The organism is Mangrovactinospora gilvigrisea (assembly GCF_001879105.1).
In the GTDB taxonomy this organism is placed as follows: domain Bacteria; phylum Actinomycetota; class Actinomycetes; order Streptomycetales; family Streptomycetaceae; genus Mangrovactinospora; species Mangrovactinospora gilvigrisea.
The window spans coordinates 1-20,370 of sequence record NZ_MLCF01000150.1 but is presented as its reverse complement, the minus strand read 5'-3'; the positions used below and the strand labels follow the sequence as shown (position 1 = coordinate 20,370).

The following is a 20,370-nucleotide window of genomic DNA, read 5'->3' as shown; positions in this document are numbered from 1 at the left end:
CGAACTCGCCGCCCCCGCCCGGCTGCCCGTCCAATACGTCATCCGCCCCCAGGGCAGCGACTACCGCGGCTACGCCGGACGCCTGGAATCCGGCACCCTGACCACCGGCCAGGCCGTCACCGTCCTCCCCTCCGGCGCGACCACCACCATCAGCGCCATCGACATCCTCGGCGAGCACCGGGAGTCGGCCCGCGCCGGGCAGTCCCTGACGGTGCGTCTCGCCGACGAGATCGACATCGCCCGCGGCGACCTCATCGCCCCCTCCCCCGGCGCCCCGGCCCCGGCGAAGGAGCTGACCGCCACCGCCTGCCACCTCCACGACACGCCGCTGCGGGTCCGCGACCGCGTCGTCGTCCAGCACGGCACCCGCACCGTCCGCGGCATCGTCACGCACATCGGCACCGACAGCGGCGAGTTGGCACTCAACGACATCGCCCCGCTCACCGTGCGCACCGCCGAGCCGCTGCCGGTCGACGCCTACGCGGTCAACCGCCGCACCGGCGCGTTCCTGCTCATCGACCCCGCCGACGGCACCACCCGCACCGCCGCCATGGCCGTCTGACCCGAGCCGCCCATGTCCGCCGCGATATCCCTGGAGTCCGTCAGCAAGCGCTTCGCCCCCGCCGCTCCCCCGGTCCTGGCGGACGTCGATCTGCGCATCGCCCCGGGCGAGTTCGTCTGCCTGCTCGGCGCGTCCGGCTGCGGCAAGTCGACGCTGCTGAACCTGGTCGCCGGGCTGGAGGCGCCCAGCGCGGGACGGGTCCGCGTCCCGGCCGGCCGCACCGCGGTGATGTTCCAGGACCACGCGCTCTTCCCCTGGCTCACCGCCGGCGGCAACGTCCAACTGGCGCTGAAGGCGCGGGGCGTGCCGCGTGCGGAGCGCCGCGCCGAGGCCGAGCGGCTGCTCGCCCTGGTCCGGCTGCCCGGACGGCACGACGCGCGCGTGCACGCCCTGTCGGGCGGGATGCGGCAGCGGGTGGCCCTGGCGCGGGCGCTCGCCCAGGACGCGTCCGTGCTGCTGATGGACGAGCCGTTCGCCGCGCTGGACGCGATCACCCGCGACCACCTCTACGCCGAGCTCACCCGGATCAGGCTGGCCCTCGGCCTGACCGTCGTCTTCGTCACCCACAACGCCCGCGAGGCCGTCCGGCTCGGCGACCGCGTCGTGCTGCTCGCCGCGCGCCCCGGCCGGATCGCCCGCGAGTGGACGGTGGACCTCCCGCACCCGCGGCGCATCGAGAGCGCCGCGGTCGCCGGGCTCTCCGCCGAGATCATCGACCGGCTGGGTGAGGAGGTGGCCGGCGCCGATGTCTGACACCGCCCGACGCGCCGCCGGCCGCCTGGCGCCCGTCGTCGCCCTCGCCGCCGTGCTCGCCGTCTGGCAGGCGGCGCACGCCCTGCACCTGTCCGCCGCGCTGCCCTCGCTCGGCGAGGTCGCCGGGGACCTGGCCGGCGCCGCGCGGGACGGCACCCTGCTGCCGTCCCTCGGCGGCAGCGTGCTGCGCACCGTCGTCGGCTTCGCCGCGTCCGTCGCCGCCGGGGTGCCGCTGGGGCTCGCCTGCCACCGCTGGACGCCCGTCCGCGTCGTCTGCGCCCCCGTGCTCAACGCGCTCCAGGCGCTGCCCGCGGCGGCCCTGGTCCCGGTGGCGACGATCCTGCTGGGCGGCGGCAGCACGGCCGTCTACGGGGTGGTGCTGCTGGGCGCGGTGCCGAGCGTCGCGGTCGGGATGCTCTCCGCGGCCGACCAGATCCCGCCGCTGCTCCGGCGCGCCGCCCGCACCCTGGGCCTGACCGGCGCGCGGGCCGCCCGCGAGGTGCTGCTGCCGGCCGCGCTGCCCGGGGTGGTGGCGGCGCTCCGGCAGGGCTGGACGTTCGGCTGGCGGGCGCTGATGACCGCCGAGGTGATGAACGCCACTCCGCTGACCGGGATCGGCTCCTGGCTCAACCGGGACAAGGAGAACGGCGACATCGGCGGCATGCTCGCCGCGATCGCCGTCGTCCTGGCGGTCGGGATCGCCGCCGAGTCGCTGGTGTTCCGTCCGATCGAGAGGCGCGTCCTGCGCGCCCGGGGGCTGGACGCAGAGCAGAGTCGGCCATAATCGCCTATCCCAGACGCATCCGACGACCGAGCGAGCCGCTTCCATGCCCCCTGCGACCACTCCCGCTTCGCCCGCCGCCCCGTCCGCGCCGAAGGTCAGCGTGGTCGTCCCGGTCCACAACCCGGGCCGCTACCTGGAGGATCTGGTCGACTCGCTGCTGACGCAGTCGCTGCCGCCGGGCGAGTTCGAGGCGGTCTTCGTCGACGACGGGTCGACGGACGAGAGCCCGGCCCGCCTCGACGCGCTCGCTGCCGAGCACCCGCACTTCCGGGTCTTCCACGAGAAGGCCTCCGGCTGGTCGGGGCGGCCGCGCAACGTCGGCATCGACAACGCCCTCGGCGAGTACGTCCAGTTCGCCGACCACGACGACAAGCTGGCGCCGGAGGCGCTGGAGCGGCTGTACGCGTACGCCGTCGCCAACGACGCGGACATCGTCGTCGGCAAGATGGCCGGCCAGGGGCGCGGGGTGCCGCGGCAGCTGTTCCGGGAGAACCGCCCGGACGCGACGCTCGCCGACTCCGCGCTGATCGACAGCCTGACGCCGCACAAGATGTTCCGCCGTGAGTTCCTGCTGCGGAAGGGCCTGTACTTCCCGGAGGAGCCGCGCCGGCTGGAGGACCATGTCTTCGTCGTCCAGGCGTACTTCCTGGCCCGGCGGATCTCGGTGCTCTCCGACTACACCTGCTACATCCACACCGCCCGGGACGACGCCGGCAACGCCGGCTTCCGCCGCTACGAGCCCGCCTCCTACTTCGCCAACCTGTGCGAGGCGCTGGACATCGTCGAGCACCACACCGAGCCGGGCCCGCTGCGCGACCGGCTCTACCGGCGCTGGCTGCGGGTGGAGATGCTGGAGCGGCTGCGCGGCAACCGGCTGCTGAAGGCGCCCGCCGACTGGCGCAGCGACTTCTTCCGCGAGGTGCACCGGGTGACCACCGAGCGCTTCGGCCCGGGCGTGGCCGCCGGGCTGCCGGCCCTGCACCGGGCGGTGGCGGCGGCGGTGGCCGACGGCGACTTCGACCGGCTGCTGGCGCTGGCCCACTGGGAGGCGGGGGTGGACGCGCGAGCCAGTGCCACGTCCGCCGGCCGCAGCGGGGCGCCCGCACCCGGCGGGGCCGGCGGGCTGCGGCTCACCGTCCGGGCGGAACTGACGTCGGGTCGGCGGCCGATGGCGTTCGTCGCCGACGACGACGGGGTGGACCGGCTGGCGCCGCCGGCCGCGACGCGCACCCCGGCGGACGTCCTGGACGTCACCGCGCAGCTGCGCGCGGCGAAGATCGAGGTGGTGGCGCGCGACCAGCAGACCGGATCGGAGCGCTACCTTCCGGTCGAGTCGACCACGGACCGCGCGCCGGGCTCGGCGGAGCGCGCCTTCCGGCTGCGCTTCACCGCCCGGGTGCAGGTTCCGGTGGAGACCGAGACGGCGCCCGGCGACGGGCCGCTCCGCACCGAGCTGCTGATCGCCCGCGTCACCTGCTGCGGCTGGACCCGGCAGGTCCGGCTGGACGTCGCGCTGCGCACCGAGCGGGACGGGACGCCGGTGCTGGTCGCCGCTCCGCGCGCGCCGCTGTGGCGGCGGGTCGGCGGCGCCGTCAAGCGGCGGGTGGTGAAGCTGCGGAAGCGCGCCGCGCGGTGACGGGTGCTCGCCCGACCGCGCGCCTTGCGGGGCACGGAACTGGGTCGTCGCACGTTCCGGTAGCGTCGGAAACGGACAGGGACGAGTAGAAAGACCCGGGCGGTCGGCAAGGGATGACGGACTGACGATGAGCAGCGGCCACAACACCGACGAGCGGGACCCCTTCGCGCCCCCGCCCAAGGACGCCCCCGAGCGGCCCTGGGCGCCGCGCAGGGCCGAGGACGCCGCGGAGCAGGACGGCTCCGGCAGCGGCTCCTCCGAGCCGCCGCGCCGGCCCAACGACGGCCGTTCCCCCGGGCGGGCGCGTCCTCCGGTCTCCACCAAGAAGCCGTCCGGGGGCGGGCAGCAGCCGCCGCCGTCCCCGTGGGGGCGCCCGCCGGGCCCCCCGCAGGACCGCCGCCCCGGGGAGTTCCGGCCCACCGGGTCCGGCGGCGGGGGCGGGATGCCGCCCGGGCCGCGCTTCGACCCGGCCGACCCGGTGCAGCGGCGGGCCCGCTACGCCCTGCTGGGCGGCATGTGGGGGGTCTTCTTCACCTTCTTCGGCTACTCCGAGATCGGGCTGCTGCTCGGCTCGCTGGCGCTCTACTGGGCGATCTCCTCGATGCGCGGGCAGAAGCGCGGCGCCACCCCGGAGGCCGAGGCGGAGCGGGCGCTGGCCCGGCACAACCACGAGCCGTCCCCGGCCGCCGCGGCGCGGCCGCCGGCGCGCCCGGCGGCCTCGGCGGCCGTCGGCGGGCTGGTGGCCGCGGTGATCGCGCTGGTCCTGGTGGCGTCCACCTATGCGGTGCAGTTCGTCTACAAGCCGTACTTCGACTGCGTGTCGGACGCGCTGACGCAGACGGCGAAGCAGTCGTGCAGCGTCAAGCTGCCGTCCCAGCTGCACAACATGTTCGGGGTCGACGACGGGAGCTGACGCTCCCTTGGGCCGTCCGGTGGTCCGGGACCACCGGACGGCCCAACTGGTGTGGGAGCCTCGGCGCGGCCCTCCCTACGTTCGGCAGCAGGACTTTGTTGTTGTGCCGCTCCCGTGGAGGCAACGCCGTGCCGCACGCCCACACCCGTCCCACGCCGCACCGCGCCCGCCGGCTGCTGGCCGCGGCCGCCGCCGCGCCGGTCCTGGCCCTCGCGGCCGCCCCGGTCGCTCTCGCCAACGAGGACCCGGGCTCGATGACCGGCTCGATCGCGTTCTCGCCCCGCACGGTGCTGCCCGGCGGGCGGATCACCCTGTCCACCAAGGACTGCGACGCCTCCTCGGGCACCGCCACCTCGGACGCCTTCGCGGGCGGCTCGGTGCGGCTCGGTGCGGGCGACGGCGGGGCGGTGCGGGGCACGGCGCAGGTGCCGGCCTCCGTCCGCCCGGGCCGCTACGCGGTGACGGTGGTGTGCGGGAACGGCACCGCCGAGGGCAGCTTCACGGTCGGCGCGCAGGGGCCGGTGGGCGCGGGCGGCGGCGGCATGGCGGAGCGTCAGCAGGCGTCCGGGCCGCGGCTGCTCGGGCTGCGCCTGGACAGCGCGTCCGACCTGGTCGGACTGGTGCTGCTGGCGGGCGGCGCGACGGGCGTGGTGGTCATGGAGACCCGGCGCCGGCGGCGCGCCCGGCAGTGAGGGCCCCGGTGAGGGCCGCGCGGTGAGGCGGCGTCAGGGCGGTGGCGAGGCGGTGAAGCGGGCCGGCTGGGGGCTGGCGGGGGTGCTGGCGGCCGGGGCGGCGCTCCTGGTGCTGGGGCAGCTGCCGGCGGTCACGGGCGGCGGGGCGCCGTCGTCGGCGCGGGCCGCGGCGGTGGAGGCCGGCCGCGGGGACGGTGCGCCGGACTTCGCGCCCTCCGGGGTCGCGGCGCTGCCCGCGTCCCGTCCGACCCGGCTGACCGTCCCCAGCGTGGGGATCTCGGCGCCGATCGTCCCGCTGGGGGTCGCGGCGGACGGCACGCCGCAGGTCCCGCCGATGACGCACCCTGCGGAGGCCGGCTGGCTGCGCGGCGGGCCGGCGCCGGGCGCGGAGGGGGCCGCGGTGGTGGTGGGCCATGTGGACACCCGGACCGGCCCGGCGGTCTTCTGGCCGCTGACGGCGGTGCGTCCGGGGGCGCGGGTGGAGGTGCGGCGCGCGGACGGGCGGACGGCGGTCTTCACCGTCCACGCGGTGCGCGTCTACCCGCGCGACCGCTTCCCGTCCGCGACCGTCTACGGCGCCGCCCGCGGGGCGGAGCTGCGTCTGCTGACCTGCGGCGGCACCTTCGACCGCGCGCGCGGCGAGTACTCCGCGAACGTGGTGGTCTTCGCCCACCTCACCGAGGTCCTCGGCTGACGGGCGTCAGCCCTTGTTCCCCGCCGCCGCCACGCCCTCGATGAACTGGCGCTGCAGGACGATGAACACCGCGATCACCGGGACCGTCGCCACCAGCGCGCCGGCCATCAGGACCGGGTAGTTGGTGGTGAACTGGCTCTGCAGGGAGGCCAGTCCCGGCGACAGCGTCATCTTGTCCGGGCTGGTGATGACCACCAGCGGCCAGAGCAGGTCGTTCCACGACCAGAGGAACGTCAGCACCGCCAGCGCGGCGAGGCCCGGCCGGACCAGCGGGAGCATGACGGACCACCAGATCCGCAGCGGGTTCGCCCCGTCGATGCGCGCCGCCTCGTCCAGCGACGGCGGCAGCCCCGCGAAGAACTGCCGCAGCAGGAAGGTGCCGAAGGCGCTGAACATCCCGGGCAGCATGATGCCCTGCACCGTGTTGAGCCAGCCGATCGACTGGATCACCTGGTACTGCGGGATGATCAGCAGATAGGACGGCACCATCAGCAGCGCCAGGAAGACCGCGAAGATGATGTTCCGGCCCGGGAACCGCAGCCGCGCGAACGCATAGCCGGCGAGCGAGCAGAACAGCAGCTGGGCCACCGTCCGGCCCACCGCCACCAGCGCGGTGTTGAGGAACATGGAGCCGAACGGCAGGTCGGTGAAGACCTGGTCGAAGTTGCTCCACTGCGGATGCGCGGGCCAGAGCCCGGGCGGCACCTGGGTGGACTCGCCGATGGTCTTCAGCGAGGTGATGATCTGCCAGATGAACGGGACGACCATCACCAGGGCACCGACGGCCAGCACCGCGTGCGAGCCGATGGAGGCCCGTCTGGTGGTCATGGCGCGGCTACTCATAGTGGACCCACCTCTTCTGCAGGCGGAACTGCACCGCGGTGCAGATCACGATGATGATCATCAGGAGGAAGGCGATGGCCGCGCCGTAGCTGCGGTCGTTCTCCATGAACGCCCGCTGGTAGAAGAGGTAGACGATGGACCGGGTCGCCGGGAGGGCGGGGTTCGCGCTGGTGCTCATCATCAGGTAGATGAGGTCGAAGACCTGCAGCGCGTTGATGACGGTGATCACCGCGACGAAGAAGACGGTGGGGCTCACCAGCGGCAGCGTCACCTTGAAGAAGACGGTGACGGGGCCGGCGCCGTCCAGCTCGGCCGCCTCGTACAGCTGGTCGGGCACCGACTGCAGCCCGGCGACGAAGAGGATGATGTTGTAGCCGAGCGAGGCCCAGATGCCGACCGCGGCGATCGCGATCAGCGCCGTGTTGGGGTCGGAGAGCCAGTTGGCGCCGTGGATGCCGACCTTGCCGAGCAGGTAGTTGACCAGCCCGAAGTCGCCGTTGAGCAGCCAGCGCCAGATCATCGCGACCGCGGTGGGCATGGTCACCACGGGCAGGAAGTACAGCACCCGGTAGAAGGACTTGCCGCGCAGCAGCCGCCGGTTGAGCAGGTTGGCGAGGACCAGCGCGACCGGGATCCCGATCAGCACCATGAGCGTGTAGAGGGCGCTGTTGAGGAGCGAGCGGCCGACGGCCTCGTCCTTGAACAGCTCCCGGTAGTTGTCCAGGCCCAGCCACTTCAGGCCGCCGAACGGACCCCAGGAGTTGAAGCTGACGTAGAGCGTCTGGATGACCGGCCAGACGTAGAAGACGCCGAGGCCGAGGGCGGTCGGCGCGATCAGCCCGTACCCCCACAGCGCCTCGCGTCCGCGGATGCCGAGCCGCCTCCGCCGCTTCGTGCCGCCCGTCGGGTTCGTCTCCGTGCTCATGCGGTCCTCGCCTCCCTCCGCAGGTCGAGGTTCATGGCGTCGGCCAGCTTGCGGGTGGCGTCGCCGATGTCGTCGTAGCCGGCCCACGCCTGCGGCAGGTACGTCTGCTCGTCGTCCTGCCACGCGGTGGAGTTGATGGAGTGCGGGAACGGCACGGCATAGGGCACCTCGTCGATGAAGCTCTGCAGCTGCCACTGCTTGTTGGTGGCGAGCCAGGCCTTCTCGGTGCCGCGGTAGCCCGGGATGACCACGCCGGCCTCGGCCTGGATCTCACCGGTGCGCTTGCCGGACATGAAGAGCGCGAACTTCTTCGCCAGCTCCGGGTTGCGGGTCGTCCTGAAGACGCAGTTGCCGAGGCCGTTGGTGATGGTGGCGCGCTTGCGGCCCTTGGCCATGACGGTGACGTCGCCGTACTTCTTGAGCAGCGGGACGGCGGCGAACTGCGGCGTCATCCAGGAGCCCTGGTAGGTCATGGCGAGCTTGCCGGACTGGAAGAGCGAGGCCGATCCGCTGTCGACGATCTCGGCCATGCTCGGGGACGAGCCGTCCTTGATCATGTCGATGAGGAAGGTGATCGCCTCGACGGTGCGCGGGTTGTCGTAGCCCGAGCGCTTGCGGTCCGGGGAGATGACGAAGCCGTCGTTCTGGTAGATGAAGTCGTAGTAGCACGACTGGTTGCTCATCTCGGCGGCGAAGCCGTGCACGCCGGCCTTCTTGTCGGTGAGCTTGCGGGCGGCGTCCCGCAGGTCGGACCAGGTCCAGGTGGCGTCGGGGTAGCGGACGCCGGCCTTGTCGAAGAGCTGCTTGTTGTACCAGAGGCCGATGGTGTCGTAGTCCTTCGGCAGGCCGTACTGCTGGCCCTTCCAGGCGTACGCCTCGACGAGGGCCGGGGGGTAGTTGGCGGCGCCGATGGAGGCGGCGTTCGCGGCGGTCGACAGCGGCAGGAGCTGGTCGTACGCGGCGAACAGCTGGAAGGTCAGCGTGCTCATCCAGGCCACGTCGGGGGCGGTGCCGCCGATGGCGGCGGTCTGGAGCTTGGTCCAGTACTGTCCGTACGGGACGAGTTCCAGGGAGATGTGGACGCCGGGGTTCTGGCTCTCGAACTCCTTGGCGGCCTTGATCATCGCCGGGTACTGGTTCTGGTCCCACAGCGTGTAGCGCAGCGTCTTGCTGCCGCCCCCGGCGCCTTCGCCGCCGCAGGCGGCGAGGGCGGGCGCGGCGAGGGCCGCGGCGGCGGCCCCGAGGACGGTTCTTCGGCGGGGTATCGGCATGGGCGGTCCTCCTCACCGGCCGGCCCGAGTACGAGGCAGCGGCTACGGGTCGGTTGACGGAGTGACAGGTTGTGTTCGGGTTCCCCACGGGGCCCGAACAGACATGCGTGAATACGCCCGTTTCCACACAGGAACGAACGCAGAACGCCAACCTACCGGCAGTTCTCCGTCTGGTAACCCCTTCCGCGCTGCCTTTTGGTAACGGGCGGTCGCGAACAGGCTTGCAGGGACGGGTAGTTGGGGGCAGAGGGTGCCCAACAGCCCCTGACCTGCGGTGCGTTGGCGTGCACAGGTGCAACCCGCACCGATCGACAGTCCCACACCGGCCACGCGGCAGCCCGGAGCGGCACCCTCCGCATCGACGGCGCGGCGAGGCGCGGAGGTGTTCGGAGACGCGCGCCATCGCGCCGCAGCCCCGCCGGGGCGAGGGACGGCGACCGCGCCGGGCGACTCACGCACGGACGCTCCGCGCAGCCCGCCGGAACGCCGGCGCTTCGCCCACGCAGCGACGGACGGACACGTTCGGGGCACCCACTCGCGCCACAGCCCCGCCGGAGCGAGGGACGGCGACGGCGCCGGGCGACCCCCCGCGCGAGCGCTCCGCGCAGCCTGCCGGAGCGGCGGCGCTTCGCCCACGCAGCGACGGACGGACACGTTCGGAGCACCCACTCGCGCCACAGCCCCGCCGCGACGGACGGCGACAGCCCCGGGCGACCCCCGCGCGAGCGCTCCGCGCAACGAGCCGGAGCGGCGGCGAGCCGTCCGCAGACCGGCGACGGACGCTCACGGATGGCGCTCGCCATCTCGTCGTAGGCCTGACGGAGCGACGGATAGCGACAGCGCCGGGCGGCTGCCGGCAGCCGAGTACCGGAGTGCCCATGCCACACGGCGCACGCGGGCGGGCAAGGCCACCCACGCGCAGCGAGACGGAACAGCGGCGAGCGCCCACCATCCGCGTGCGCAGCGGATCGCCCTGGCGGCGGGGGCGTTCGCGAGGGCGATCGCCATCATTCGGAGCCGGCGAATACTGCTGACCTGACCTGACCTGACCTGACGGGGCGACGGCGCCGGGCGACCTACGCGCGGGGGCCGCGCAGCGAGCGCCCACCATCCGCATACGCGGCGAATCGCCCCCGCGGCGAGGGGCGGAAGCGTTCAGGGGCGCTCACCGCCGCGTCGCAGACCTGACGCCGGGCCACCCGCGCGAGCGGCCGCGGACCGGGGCGTCCGTGCCGCGCCGCGGGCGCGGTCGAAGCGGCACAGCGACGGAGCCGCGCGTGCACGCGGGAGGGGTCAGTCCTGGTGGGGGGTGGGGTGGCGGCGGTGGTGGATGGTGCGGTGGCGGGCGATCAGGGCGAGGGACGGGCCGATGGCCGCGGACCAGGCCAGGACGGCGATGCCGGTCCGCAGCGGGGCCGGACCGAAGGTCCGGTAGCTGCCGGCGCCGATGGGCCCGGACGCGAGCGCCGCCGCGACGGCCGCGATCCCCGCGAGCGTCACCACGGCGAGCAGCGACACCACCAGCGTGCCCAGCACCGACCAGCCGCCGTGCCGCTCCCGGTGCCGCCGCGCCCAGGGCAGCCACGACCAGCGGGAAGTACGCACCGGGACGGGCCCCGCCGACCAGGACGGATCCGCGAGCGACGGCCACCCCGCCGCACCCGCCTGCGTCGCCGCCACCGCGGACGGCGACGCCTCCGCGGAGGTGGACGCGCGGAACGGCCAGGGCCGCCACGCCGCGGCACGCTTCCGGATCATCGTCAGCCAGCCGGCCAGCGGCTCCTGTTGAGGAGGCGTCGGGGTGGGCGGCGGCGGCGATCCGTAGGTCGACACCTGCCCGCCGGGTCCGGAGACCAGCCGCTTGAGCCCGAACCAGCCGCGCCGCGGTCCCGCCGATGACGCGTCCGGGTCCGCCGGCTGCCGGGACTGCCCGACCCGGGGGTCGGCCGGGATTCCGTAGGGCCACGCCCCGCGCGCGTCCCCGCGCGGCTGCTCCTGCGACTGGCGCTGCGACTGCGACTGCGACTCGGCGGCGGAGTCGGGCCTCGACCGCCACCCGAACAGCCCCCGACGCGCCCCGCCGGACGTCCGACCGTCCTGCCGCCGGTCGGCGAGTGGGCCGGATGCCGGCCGTTGGACCACCTGCGCATCCGGCTCCGGACGGCGGCCGCCGAACAAGCCGCGCCACACGCCGCCTCCCGCCGCGCCGCCGCCCCGCGCATCGCCGGCCCGCGCTTCGTCGCCTCCCTCCGCCTCTTCCCTCCCCGTGCGGCGGCGCCCGAACCAGCGGCGCCGCTCGCGTCCGTCCGGCCGCTCGCCGCGGGCCCCGGACGTCGACGTCCGACCCGCCGCCGCCACCGGGACCACGCCCGCCGCCGCGCGGTGGCCGACGAAGAGCCCGAGGACCGCCGCGGCCGCCGCCGGGACCAGCGCGGGCAGCCAGCCGAGCGCCACCCCCGGATGCCCCTGCGGCACCGCCGCCAGCAGCGGGAACGCCGGCAGCGGAGGCGTCCCCGCGCCGCCGACCGGCGCCACCAGGTGCCCAGCGCCGACCGCGAACCCCGCCCCCGTCGCATAGCTCGCCGCCCACACCACCGCGTTCGGCACCAGCACCACCGAGAGCAGCAGCAGCGACACCGCCCCCGACATGTCCAGCGTCAGACCCGAGACCGACGCCCCCAGCCGTCCCGCGCCGCGCACCAGCCCCACCGCCACCAGCACCGCGCCCCCGCCGGCCAGCGCGCACGCCGCGGCCGCCGCCGCCCGCAGCGCCGTCGACCCACCCCGCGGGCAGTTGACGCGCAGCCAGTCCGTCACCCGCTCGGCCGCCCGATGGCGGATCAGCCCCGGCAGCCGCCAACCCTGTTCGGCCCCCGGCCGAATCCCGCCGCGCCCGGCGTCGCCGGCCACCGCCGGCCCCAGCTGGCGCGGGCCGGAGGTCCGCTCCCGCGCCGGGACCAGCGCATGCAGCCACCGCTCCCAGCGCCGCGCCTGCCACGGCTCGCCCTCGTCGAGGCCGCCCAGCAGGCCCGCCGTCCCGCCGCAGGCCCGCCACACCCCGGCGCCGCCGACCGCCACCGCGGCCAGCAGCGTCCAGGCGAGCCCGACCAGCGGCGCGACCCGCAGCGCCCCGGTCGCCGCCGAGGCGGCGAACGCCCCGGCCACCCCGACGTACCCGACGACCACCCCGGCCAGCTCCAGCAGCCACTCGTACGGCCCGCGCTCCCGCGCGTCGTCCGCCCCGCGCCCCGCCCCGGCCCGGAACAGCAGTCGGCCCGGGACCGCGCAGAGCAGCAGCGGCGTCAGCCCGACCGCCACCGACGACCCGTCAACCGTGCTGGTCCGCACCATCGGCGCGCCGTGCGCGGCGAACCACAGGCTCGCGGCGGTGTGCAGGCTCTCGTCGAGCGTCTCGTTCATCCGTGGCGAGGCGACCCACAGCAGGACGATCGGGACGCCCAGCACCAGCAGCCCGACCACCGCCGCGGCCGCGCCGGAGCGCACCGCGGCCAGCACGGACGGCAGGTGACGGCGCGTCGCCTCGGCGAGCGGGCGGGAGACGGGCGGCGGGGCGAGCAGATGACCCATGCCCCGATCGTCCCAGAGCACCCGTTCTGCGTAATGAAGGCGCGCATGTCCGTTGTGTTCCCGATGATGTGACCATCTGACGAACCGTCTGAGCGGAGCAGGTGGCACGCAGGGTGGCACGAGGGCGAGACACCGAGAAGACCGGGACCGGCCCGAGTGAGCGCTGGGCGCCCGCGCCCACCAAGACGGAGGGACCGGCGCACGAACGTCCGACGCCCGAGGGCCCCTCGCCGCGCCGCACCTCCCGCGGACGGTCCGGCCGGACGTCCCGCCCGCACCCCGCCACCCGCACCCGGACGGCGAGCCCGGCACCGGCACCGGCACCGGCACCGACTCCGACACCGGCGAAAACCAAGCCGAAGCCGAAAGCGGAGCCGAAGACCAAGCCGGAGCCGAAGCCGAAAGCGGAGCCGAAGACCAAGCCGGAGCCGAAGCCCGCACCGACGCCCCCCGCCCCCGCCTGGGGCACCGTCCCCTCCTACCCGCTCGCGGACGCCGCCCTCGCCGGCACCCCCGCCGCCGTCGCCCAGTTCGACGCGCTCTACCTGCGGCACGCCCGCCCCCTGCTGCGGCTCGTCTACCTGCTCACCCCCGGCCACGCCCGCCGCGCCGAGTACGCCGTGCTGCGCGCCTTCGAACACGTCTGGCAGCAGTGGCCGGTCACCCCCGGCGAGCGTCCCCCCGTGCACGGGCTGCGCGCCGAGGCCGTCGAGCTGGCGCTCTCCCCCTGGTGGCCGGACGGCGGCCCGCGCCGCGTCCACCGCCGCGCCCGCAAGCGCCACCGCGCGCACCGCTCCGGCAGCGAGCTGGTCGGCACCCTGCACCGGATCCCCCGCACCCGCCGCCGCGCGCTGCTGCTCCACGACTACCTCGGGCTGAGCCTCGCCGACACCGCCGCCGAGGCGGAGTGCAGCACGCCCGCCGCGGCGGGACGCGTCCGCGAGGGCCGCGCCCAACTCGCCGCGGAACTCGGGGAGTCGCTCGGCGACGACCCGGACGACCCGGCGTTCCCGGAGCGGCTGCGCACCGCGCTGGACGCCGCCGCGGACCGCTGCTCGGCGCGGCTGCCGCAGCCCGGCCAGGTCCGGGACGCCGCCCGCCGGCAGAGCCGCGGGCTCACCGCGGCCGCCGCGGGGCTGACGCTGCTGATCGCGGCGCTGGTCGGGGGCGTCTCGGTGGAGCATGCGCTGAGTCCGCCGCCGGCCGGGGTACGGCCCGATCCGCAGGCGGCGTCCGATCAGGCGGCGTTCGCCTCGGCGCAGGGCGACGCCGGCGTCTCGCTCGCCGAGCAGCTGCACGCCGCGGCGGCCGGGCCCCCGCTCGCCGCGCACGCGTCCGTCTGGCACCCCAGCGCGATCCGGCTCCGCCCATGAACGACGGCGGCCGCCGGGTGTCAAAAACCCCGGCGACCGCCGTCTCTGTCCGCAACGCCCCGTCAGGGGCGCGGGGCCCCGCTCGATCCGGGGCTCCGCCGCGCCGCGTCAGCCGTTGATGAGCTCGCGCGCCAGGCGCGCCGTCTCGGACGGCGTCTTGCCGACCTTGACGCCCGCGGCCTCCAGCGCCTCCTTCTTGGCCTGCGCCGTGCCGCTGGAGCCGGAGACGATGGCGCCGGCGTGGCCCATCGTCTTGCCCTCGGGCGCGGTGAAGCCCGCGACGTAGCCGACGACCGGCTTCGTCACGTTCTCCTTGATGTAGGCCGCGGCCCGCTCCTCGGCGTCGCCGCCGATCTCGCCGATCATCACGATCAGCTCGGTCTCCGGGTCCGCCTCGAACGCCGCGAGGGCGTCGATGTGCGTGGTGCCGATGACCGGGTCGCCGCCGATGCCGACCGCGGAGGAGAAGCCGATGTCCCGCAGCTCGTACATCATCTGGTAGGTCAGCGTGCCGGACTTCGACACCAGACCGATCTTGCCCGGCTTGGTGATGTCACCGGGGATGATGCCGACGTTCGACTGGCCGGGGGTGATGAGCCCGGGGCAGTTGGGGCCGATGATCCGGGTCTTGTTGCCCTTGGCCACCGCGTGCGCCCAGAACGAGGCGCTGTCGTGCACCGCGATGCCCTCGGTGATCACCACGGCCAGCGGGATCTCGGCGTCGATCGCCTCGTCCACGGCCGACTTGGTGAACTTCTCCGGGACGAAGATGACGGTCACGTCGGCGCCGGTGGCCTCGATGGCCTCCTGCACCGAGCCGAAGACCGGGACCTCGGTGCCGTCGAAGTCGACCTTGGTGCCGGCCTTGCGGGGGTTCACACCGCCGACGACGTTGGTGCCGTCGGCCAGCATCAGCTTGGTGTGCTTCATGCCGGTCGAGCCGGTCATGCCCTGGACGATGACCTTGCTGTCCTTGTTGAGGAAGATAGCCATTGCGCTGGTGTCCCCTTATCGCGCCGCGAGCTCGGCGGCCCGCTCGGCCGCGCCGTCCATGGTCTCCACCTGCTCGACGAGCGGGTGGTTCGCCTCGGTGAGGATGCGACGACCCTCCGCGGCGTTGTTGCCGTCCAGGCGGACGACCAGCGGCTTCGAGACGTCCTCGCCCTTGGACTTCAGGAGCTCCAGGGCCTGGACGATGCCGTTGGCGACCGCGTCGCAGGCGGTGATGCCGCCGAAGACGTTGACGAACACCGACTTGACGGCCGGGTCGCCCAGGATGATCTCCAGGCCGTTCGCCATCACCTCGGCGGACGCGCCGCCGCCGATGTCGAGGAAGTTGGCGGGCTTGACGCCCTTGTGCGCCTCGCCGGCGTAGGCGACCACGTCGAGGGTGCTCATGACGAGGCCCGCGCCGTTGCCGATGATGCCGACCTCGCCGTCGAGCTTGACGTAGTTGAGGTTCTTCTCCTTCGCCTTCGCCTCCAGCGGGTTGGCGGCGGCGGCGTCCTCGAGCTCGGCGTGCTCGGGGTGGCGGAACTCGGCGTTGGCGTCCAGGGAGACCTTGCCGTCGAGCGCCATCACGACGCCGTCGGTGGTCTTGACCAGCGGGTTCACCTCGACCAGGAGGGCGTCCTCCTTGACGAAGACGTCCCACAGCTTCTTCAGCACGTTGATGATCTGGTCGTGCAGGTCGGCCGGGAACTTGGCCGCCTCGACGATCTCGCGCGCCTTGGCGTCGGTGAGGCCCTCCAGGGCGTCCACCGGGATCTTGGCCAGGGCCTCGGGCTTCTCGACCGCCGTGACCTCGATCTCCACGCCGCCCTCGACGGAGGCCATGGCGAGGAAGGTGCGGTTGGCGCGGTCCAGCAGGAAGGAGACGTAGTACTCCTCGGCGATGTCGGCGGTCGCCGCCAGCATCACCTTGTGGACCGTGTGGCCCTTGATGTCCATGCCGAGGATCTGGCCGGCCTTGACGACCGCGTCCTCGGGGTTGTCGGCCAGCTTGACGCCGCCGGCCTTGCCGCGGCCGCCGGTCTTCACCTGGGCCTTGACGACCGCACGGCCGCCCAGCTCCGCCGCGACCTCCCGTGCCGCCTCCGGGGTGTCGATGACCTTGCCGGGCAGTACCGGCACATCATGCTTGGCGAAGAGGTCCCTCGCCTGGTACTCGAACAGGTCCACGCGCGTCCATCCTTGGTATCGCGGGTTTCAATGCATGTCGGACAGTCGGGCCAGACGCTCAATGGCCGGCGGGCGGCATGTCCACCTCGCAGGGTAGCCCCGAAAAACCTGACGTATTCAACAGGGTGGGGTAGGAGTGCCAGGCAAAACCGTATAGATACGGACAATGCGGGCGCGAAAATCCCCCTGCTCGCGGCACCGCGTGCCACACGCAACTCCGCATGGACGCGTCACACGGGCGCGTCAGACCCACCCGCGGAGGCGTCAGCCGCGGACGGCGACGGCCGGCTCGCGGCCGGGCTGCGGCGGCGGGGACGGGGACGGCAGCGACGGACGGGGCGGCAGCGGCGCGACGGACGGCGCGCTGATCCGGGCGCCGGCGAAGGGGTCGGGCCGCAGCTCGGCGAGGAGCCGCTCGGCGGCGGCCGGGTCCAGCAGCAGCCGCTCGGCGAGCGCCGGGTCGTCGGCGGTGCGGCAGAAGAGGTCGGCGAGCCCGGGGCGGACGGCGGCCGCGGTCAGCAGCCGGACCAGGTGCGGGGCGGCGGCGAGATCGAGCACCGCGTTGGACCAGGCGGTGGCGGCCCGCCCGGTGCGGGCCCACCAGGACTCGAAGACGCCGCGCAGGAAGGTTTCGTCAAACGGCTGGTCGTCCGCCCGGCCGACGATCGCCTCCAGATAGTGGGCGGCGGCCTTGGCCGCGCAGTTGCCGCCCTGGAAGGCGAGCGGGTCGTTGGTGGCCACGGCGTCGCCGAGCCCGAGCACCGGCCGTCCGGACGGCAGCACCGCGACCGGCCGGCGGACCACCGGGGTGCGGTGGCCGACCAGCACGGCGCCGGGGTCGGTGAGGACGGCCCGCCCCAGCCCCTCCACATGGTCGGCGGGGACGTGGCGGCGCATCAGCTCGCAGAGCACGGCGAGGACTTCGCCGGGCCGGGCGGCCGGGTCCCGGAAGACGTCCAGCGGGCCGCCGGGGACGGCCTCGGCGAGCAGGATGTGGCAGGGCCCGGAGTGCGTGTAGGCGGGGATGACCATCAGCTCGCCGAGGCCGGGCAGCGCCGTGCTGCGCACCCGCGGCGGTCCGCTCTCGCCGAGGCCGTGCACATAGGCGGCGGCGAAGGCGCGCTGCGGGCGGGTGTGCACCGAGCGGGCCGGATCGCGCGGGAAGAGGGGGGCGAGGGTGCGGCTGCCGGTGGAGCAGACGGTGAGGTCGTAGCGGGCGGCGGCCCAGTCGAGGTCCTCGGCGGTGGCGGCGTGGCGGAGCACGCTCCCGCCGCGCGATTCGAACAGTTCGAGCCAGGCGGAGAGCTTCACCCTCTGGTCGAGGGAGCGGGCCACCCCGCCCAGCCGCCCCGTCCACCGGCTGATCACGGTGGGCGGCCCGCCGGCGCCGGCGGCCGGGCCGGCCACCGCGCAGTCGACCATCTCCACCGGCGGCACCTCGGCCCCCCACAGGTCGAGCCCCTCGGCCCGCTCCAGCGCCAGCGCGGTGGGGTGGAGCAGCTGCGTCGAGGTGACGCGCCCCCGGCGGACCTCGTCCGCGGTGCGGTCCGTCATGACGGTGACGCCGTATCCGCGGGCCTGCAGCCCCAGCGCCAACTGCAGGCCCGCCTGCCCGGCTCCGACGATCATGACGGTGTGCACGGATTCCCCCGCTTTCCGGATGCTTTGCCTCTGCTTGGCTCTCGAAGTGAGCATAAGCACACGGGCGGTGACGCTCTATCCGCGCAGCGCGATCGTCGATCCAGTTTGCGCAATTGCCAATTGGCTGATTTTCATCCCTCGAAGCCGAGCCCGAACGCCCGCAGCGTTTCGGACGGCGCCTCCCCGAAGCGCTCCCGGTAGAGCGCCGAGAACCGGCCGAAGTGGACGAATCCCCACCGCGCCGCGATCTCCGCCACCGTGGTGCGGTCCGGATCGGCCGTCGTCAGATCGCCCCGCACCCGGCGCAGCCGCACCTCGCGCAGATAGCGCATCGGCGTGGTGCCCAGATGGCGACGGAAACCTTCCTGCAAGGTGCGGACGGAGACCAGCGCCTCCCGCGCCACCCGATCCGTCGTCAGCGGCAGCTCGGGGTGGGCCTCCAGGAAGTCGACCGCTGCCCGCACCGCCCGCGGCGAGGCGGCGGACGTCGACCGGTCCCGCGACTCCAGCAGCGAGCCGGTCTCCGAGTGCGGCGCCGCCATCAGCAGGGTGCCCGCGACCAGCCGCTCCGCGTCCGCGGCCAGCAGCGGATGGCCGAGCACCCCCGACTCCGCCTCCAGCGCGTCCCGCAGCTGGTGGACGACGCGCAGCCAGGTCGCCCCCGGCCCGCGGGCGACGTCGAAGGCGCCGGCGAACCGCGGCGGCCGCTCGGCCTGCTCGCCGGGGGCGCCGCCGAGCAGCTCGCCCAGCAGCTGCGCGACGAAGCCGGAGCGCAGCCGCAGCACGAACTGGCGGCAGTCCGGCGAGAAGCGCATCAGGAAGCCCGACTCGGGCCCGACCACGGCGGCGCGACCCGGCCGCAGCTCCATCCGCCGCCCCTCGACGGCCAGTTCGGCCCGGCCGCGGACCACGATCGACACCGCGTACCGGTCGTCCATCCGCTCGGCCGCCAGCCGCAGCGGGGCGCCGTAGTCGATGTAGTGGAGCGACACGTGCTGCCCGATCGGCGCGGCGTTGAGGACCGCGTCGACGCCGGTCGGGCCCTCCGGTCTGACCACCATCGGACTGAAGTACCGGCGCAGCGCGTCGCGCAGCTCGTCCACGTCGGTGGTCGCCAGGGACCGGTACGCGGCGAGCGGCGGCGGCGCAGGCGCCGGCCCCGGCCCCCCGCCCAAGCCCTCCAACTCGGACATGGCGGCAATAGTGCCGCGAACTCACCTGCCGTCAAGGGGCGAGGGTTCCAAACCACTCGAATCGGTTGGAGAGGTGACCGCGGATCAGGAACGGGGAAGGGAGAGGGGTTGGCGTTCGAGCGCGGCGGCGATCAACTCGGGGAAGTCGTCGGGCGGGCAGGAGAGGACGGGCACCCCGAGTGCGGCGTAGCGCTCCGCGGCGGCGGGGTCGGTCGCGTCCGCTGTCTCGGCGGCGTCGGTCGCGTCGGCGTCTGCGGCGTCGGCGAGCGCGGGGAGGACGATCAGCCGCACCCCGGAGGCGGTGAGCGCGGCCGCCCGGCGCAGCGCCTCCTCGCTGTCGCCGCCGTCGCACAGGTCGCTGACCAGGACCAGGACGGTCTCCGCCGGACGGTTGATGCGGGTCGCGCAATACGCCAGCGCCCGCGCGATGTCGGTGCCGCCGCCGAGTTGGGCGCCGAAGAGCACGTCCACCGGATCGTCCAGCTGGTCGGTGAGGTCGACCACCGAGGTGTCGAAGAGCACCAGCCGGGTGGCGAGCGAGCGGACGGACGCCAGCACCGACGCGAAGACCGCGGCATGCACCACGGACGGCGCCATGGAGCCCGACTGGTCGACGCAGAGGATCAGTTCGCGGCGCAGCGAGGCGGCGGCGCGGCCGCGGCCGATCAGCCGCTCGGGGACGAGGGTGCGCTGCTCGGGCAGGTAGTGGCGGAGGTTCGCCCGGACGGTGCGGTCCCAGTCCACCTCGGAGGGGCGGCGCGGGCGGCGGATCCGGGCGGACCGGTCGAGCGCGCCGCCGACCGCGGAGCGGGTGCGGGCGGCGAGGCGCGCCTCCAGCTCCTCGGTGAGGCGGCGGACCACGGCGCGGGCGGTGCTGCGGGTGGTCTCGGGCATGGCGCGGGCGAGGCCGATGAGGGTCGCCACCAGGTGGACGTCGGGCTGCACGGCGTCCAGCAGCTCGGGCTCGAGGAGGAGTTGCTGCAGGCCGAGACGGTCGATGGCGTCGCGCTGAAGGAGCTGCACGGTGGAGGGGGAGAACTGGCGGCGGATGTCCCCCAGCCAGCGGGCGGCACGGGGCGCGGAGGCGGCGAGGCCGGCGCCGAGCGGGTCTGCGGTGCTCGCGTCGGGGTCGTCGCTCGCGTAGAGGGCGGAGAGGGCGGCGTCGATGTGGGCGTCGCGGCCCTCGGGGACGACACCCGTGCCGTCGGCGTCGCCGCCGCCGCCGAGGGCGAGGCGCCAGCGGCGGAGGCGTTCCTCGTCGTCCCCGCTCACTTGGCGTCGCCTCCCTTGCCGCCGCCCCAAAGCCCCGGCACCCCACCCG

The 20,370-nt window shown here is 74.6% G+C and carries 17 protein-coding genes; 8 read left to right on the top strand and 9 right to left on the bottom strand.

The genetic code is table 11. From position 1 onward, the window contains the following. From BIV57_RS25465 to BIV57_RS21745, 7 genes are all read left to right on the top strand, one after another. Window positions 1–562, top strand: a 562-nt coding sequence (locus BIV57_RS25465) for an elongation factor 1-alpha C-terminal domain-related protein (protein ID WP_419185767.1), incomplete at its 5' end; no start/stop codon positions are given. Between the two features lie 12 nt (window positions 563–574). Then, on the top strand, window positions 575–1,315 hold the full coding sequence (locus tag BIV57_RS21770; protein ID WP_071658577.1) for an ABC transporter ATP-binding protein: 741 nt from the start codon (window positions 575–577) through the stop codon (window positions 1,313–1,315). Continuing rightward, window positions 1,308–2,099: an ABC transporter permease gene (locus tag BIV57_RS21765; RefSeq protein ID WP_071658576.1), complete on the top strand. Its 792-nt coding sequence runs from the start codon at window positions 1,308–1,310 to the stop codon at window positions 2,097–2,099. The genes BIV57_RS21770 and BIV57_RS21765 overlap by 8 nt, the downstream gene beginning before the upstream one ends. Before the next feature lie 43 nt (window positions 2,100–2,142). Continuing rightward, window positions 2,143–3,735 carry a glycosyltransferase family 2 protein gene (locus BIV57_RS21760; protein ID WP_079170576.1) on the top strand — a complete coding sequence of 531 codons (1,593 nt, stop codon included), beginning with the start codon at window positions 2,143–2,145 and terminating at the stop codon, window positions 3,733–3,735. Between the two features lie 127 nt (window positions 3,736–3,862). Then, window positions 3,863–4,648 (top strand): hypothetical protein, encoded by a 786-nt coding sequence (locus tag BIV57_RS21755; protein ID WP_071658574.1) that lies wholly within the window; start codon window positions 3,863–3,865, stop codon window positions 4,646–4,648. Between the two features lie 128 nt (window positions 4,649–4,776). After that, the gene (locus tag BIV57_RS21750; protein WP_071658573.1) at window positions 4,777–5,340 is read left to right on the top strand and encodes a hypothetical protein; all 564 of its coding nucleotides are present in this window, start codon (window positions 4,777–4,779) and stop codon (window positions 5,338–5,340) included. A gap of 22 nt (window positions 5,341–5,362) precedes the next feature. After that, window positions 5,363–6,034, top strand: a complete 672-nt coding sequence (locus tag BIV57_RS21745) for a class F sortase (protein ID WP_245797845.1) — start codon at window positions 5,363–5,365, stop codon at window positions 6,032–6,034. 6 nt (window positions 6,035–6,040) lie between these two features. Here the strand turns inward: BIV57_RS21745 and BIV57_RS21740 are convergent, their stop codons facing one another. From BIV57_RS21740 to BIV57_RS21725, 4 genes are all read right to left on the bottom strand, one after another. Continuing rightward, entirely contained in the window at window positions 6,041–6,862 is an 822-nt protein-coding gene (locus tag BIV57_RS21740; RefSeq protein ID WP_217651754.1) for a carbohydrate ABC transporter permease, read from the bottom strand. A gap of 7 nt (window positions 6,863–6,869) precedes the next feature. After that, window positions 6,870–7,802, bottom strand: a complete 933-nt coding sequence (locus tag BIV57_RS21735) for a carbohydrate ABC transporter permease (protein ID WP_071658570.1) — start codon at window positions 7,800–7,802, stop codon at window positions 6,870–6,872. Further along, window positions 7,799–9,073, bottom strand: coding sequence for an ABC transporter substrate-binding protein (locus tag BIV57_RS21730; protein WP_071658569.1), 1,275 nt, complete (start codon window positions 9,071–9,073; stop codon window positions 7,799–7,801). The genes BIV57_RS21735 and BIV57_RS21730 overlap by 4 nt, the downstream gene beginning before the upstream one ends. Before the next feature lie 1,293 nt (window positions 9,074–10,366). Continuing rightward, on the bottom strand, window positions 10,367–12,661 hold the full coding sequence (locus BIV57_RS21725) for a cell division protein PerM (protein ID WP_071658568.1): 2,295 nt from the start codon (window positions 12,659–12,661) through the stop codon (window positions 10,367–10,369). Between the two features lie 113 nt (window positions 12,662–12,774). Here BIV57_RS21725 and BIV57_RS25460 point away from each other — a divergent pair, with 113 nt between their 5' ends. Continuing rightward, entirely contained in the window at window positions 12,775–14,034 is a 1,260-nt protein-coding gene (locus BIV57_RS25460; RefSeq protein WP_071658567.1) for an RNA polymerase sigma factor, read from the top strand. 108 nt (window positions 14,035–14,142) lie between these two features. On the opposite strand, the gene sucD is transcribed toward BIV57_RS25460, so the two are convergent. From sucD to BIV57_RS21695, 5 genes are all read right to left on the bottom strand, one after another. Next, window positions 14,143–15,027, bottom strand: a complete 885-nt coding sequence (gene sucD / locus BIV57_RS21715) for a succinate--CoA ligase subunit alpha (protein ID WP_071658566.1) — start codon at window positions 15,025–15,027, stop codon at window positions 14,143–14,145. A gap of 15 nt (window positions 15,028–15,042) precedes the next feature. Then, window positions 15,043–16,215, bottom strand: coding sequence for an ADP-forming succinate--CoA ligase subunit beta (sucC, locus tag BIV57_RS21710; protein ID WP_071658565.1), 1,173 nt, complete (start codon window positions 16,213–16,215; stop codon window positions 15,043–15,045). A gap of 264 nt (window positions 16,216–16,479) precedes the next feature. Further along, window positions 16,480–17,856, bottom strand: a complete 1,377-nt coding sequence (locus BIV57_RS21705; protein ID WP_071658564.1) for a styrene monooxygenase/indole monooxygenase family protein — start codon at window positions 17,854–17,856, stop codon at window positions 16,480–16,482. Window positions 17,857–17,987: 131 nt separating this feature from the next. After that, window positions 17,988–19,049, bottom strand: coding sequence for an AraC family transcriptional regulator (locus BIV57_RS21700; protein ID WP_079170572.1), 1,062 nt, complete (start codon window positions 19,047–19,049; stop codon window positions 17,988–17,990). Between the two features lie 84 nt (window positions 19,050–19,133). Continuing rightward, entirely contained in the window at window positions 19,134–20,321 is a 1,188-nt protein-coding gene (locus BIV57_RS21695) for a VWA domain-containing protein (RefSeq protein WP_071658563.1), read from the bottom strand. Between the last annotated feature and the right edge of the window lie 49 nt (window positions 20,322–20,370).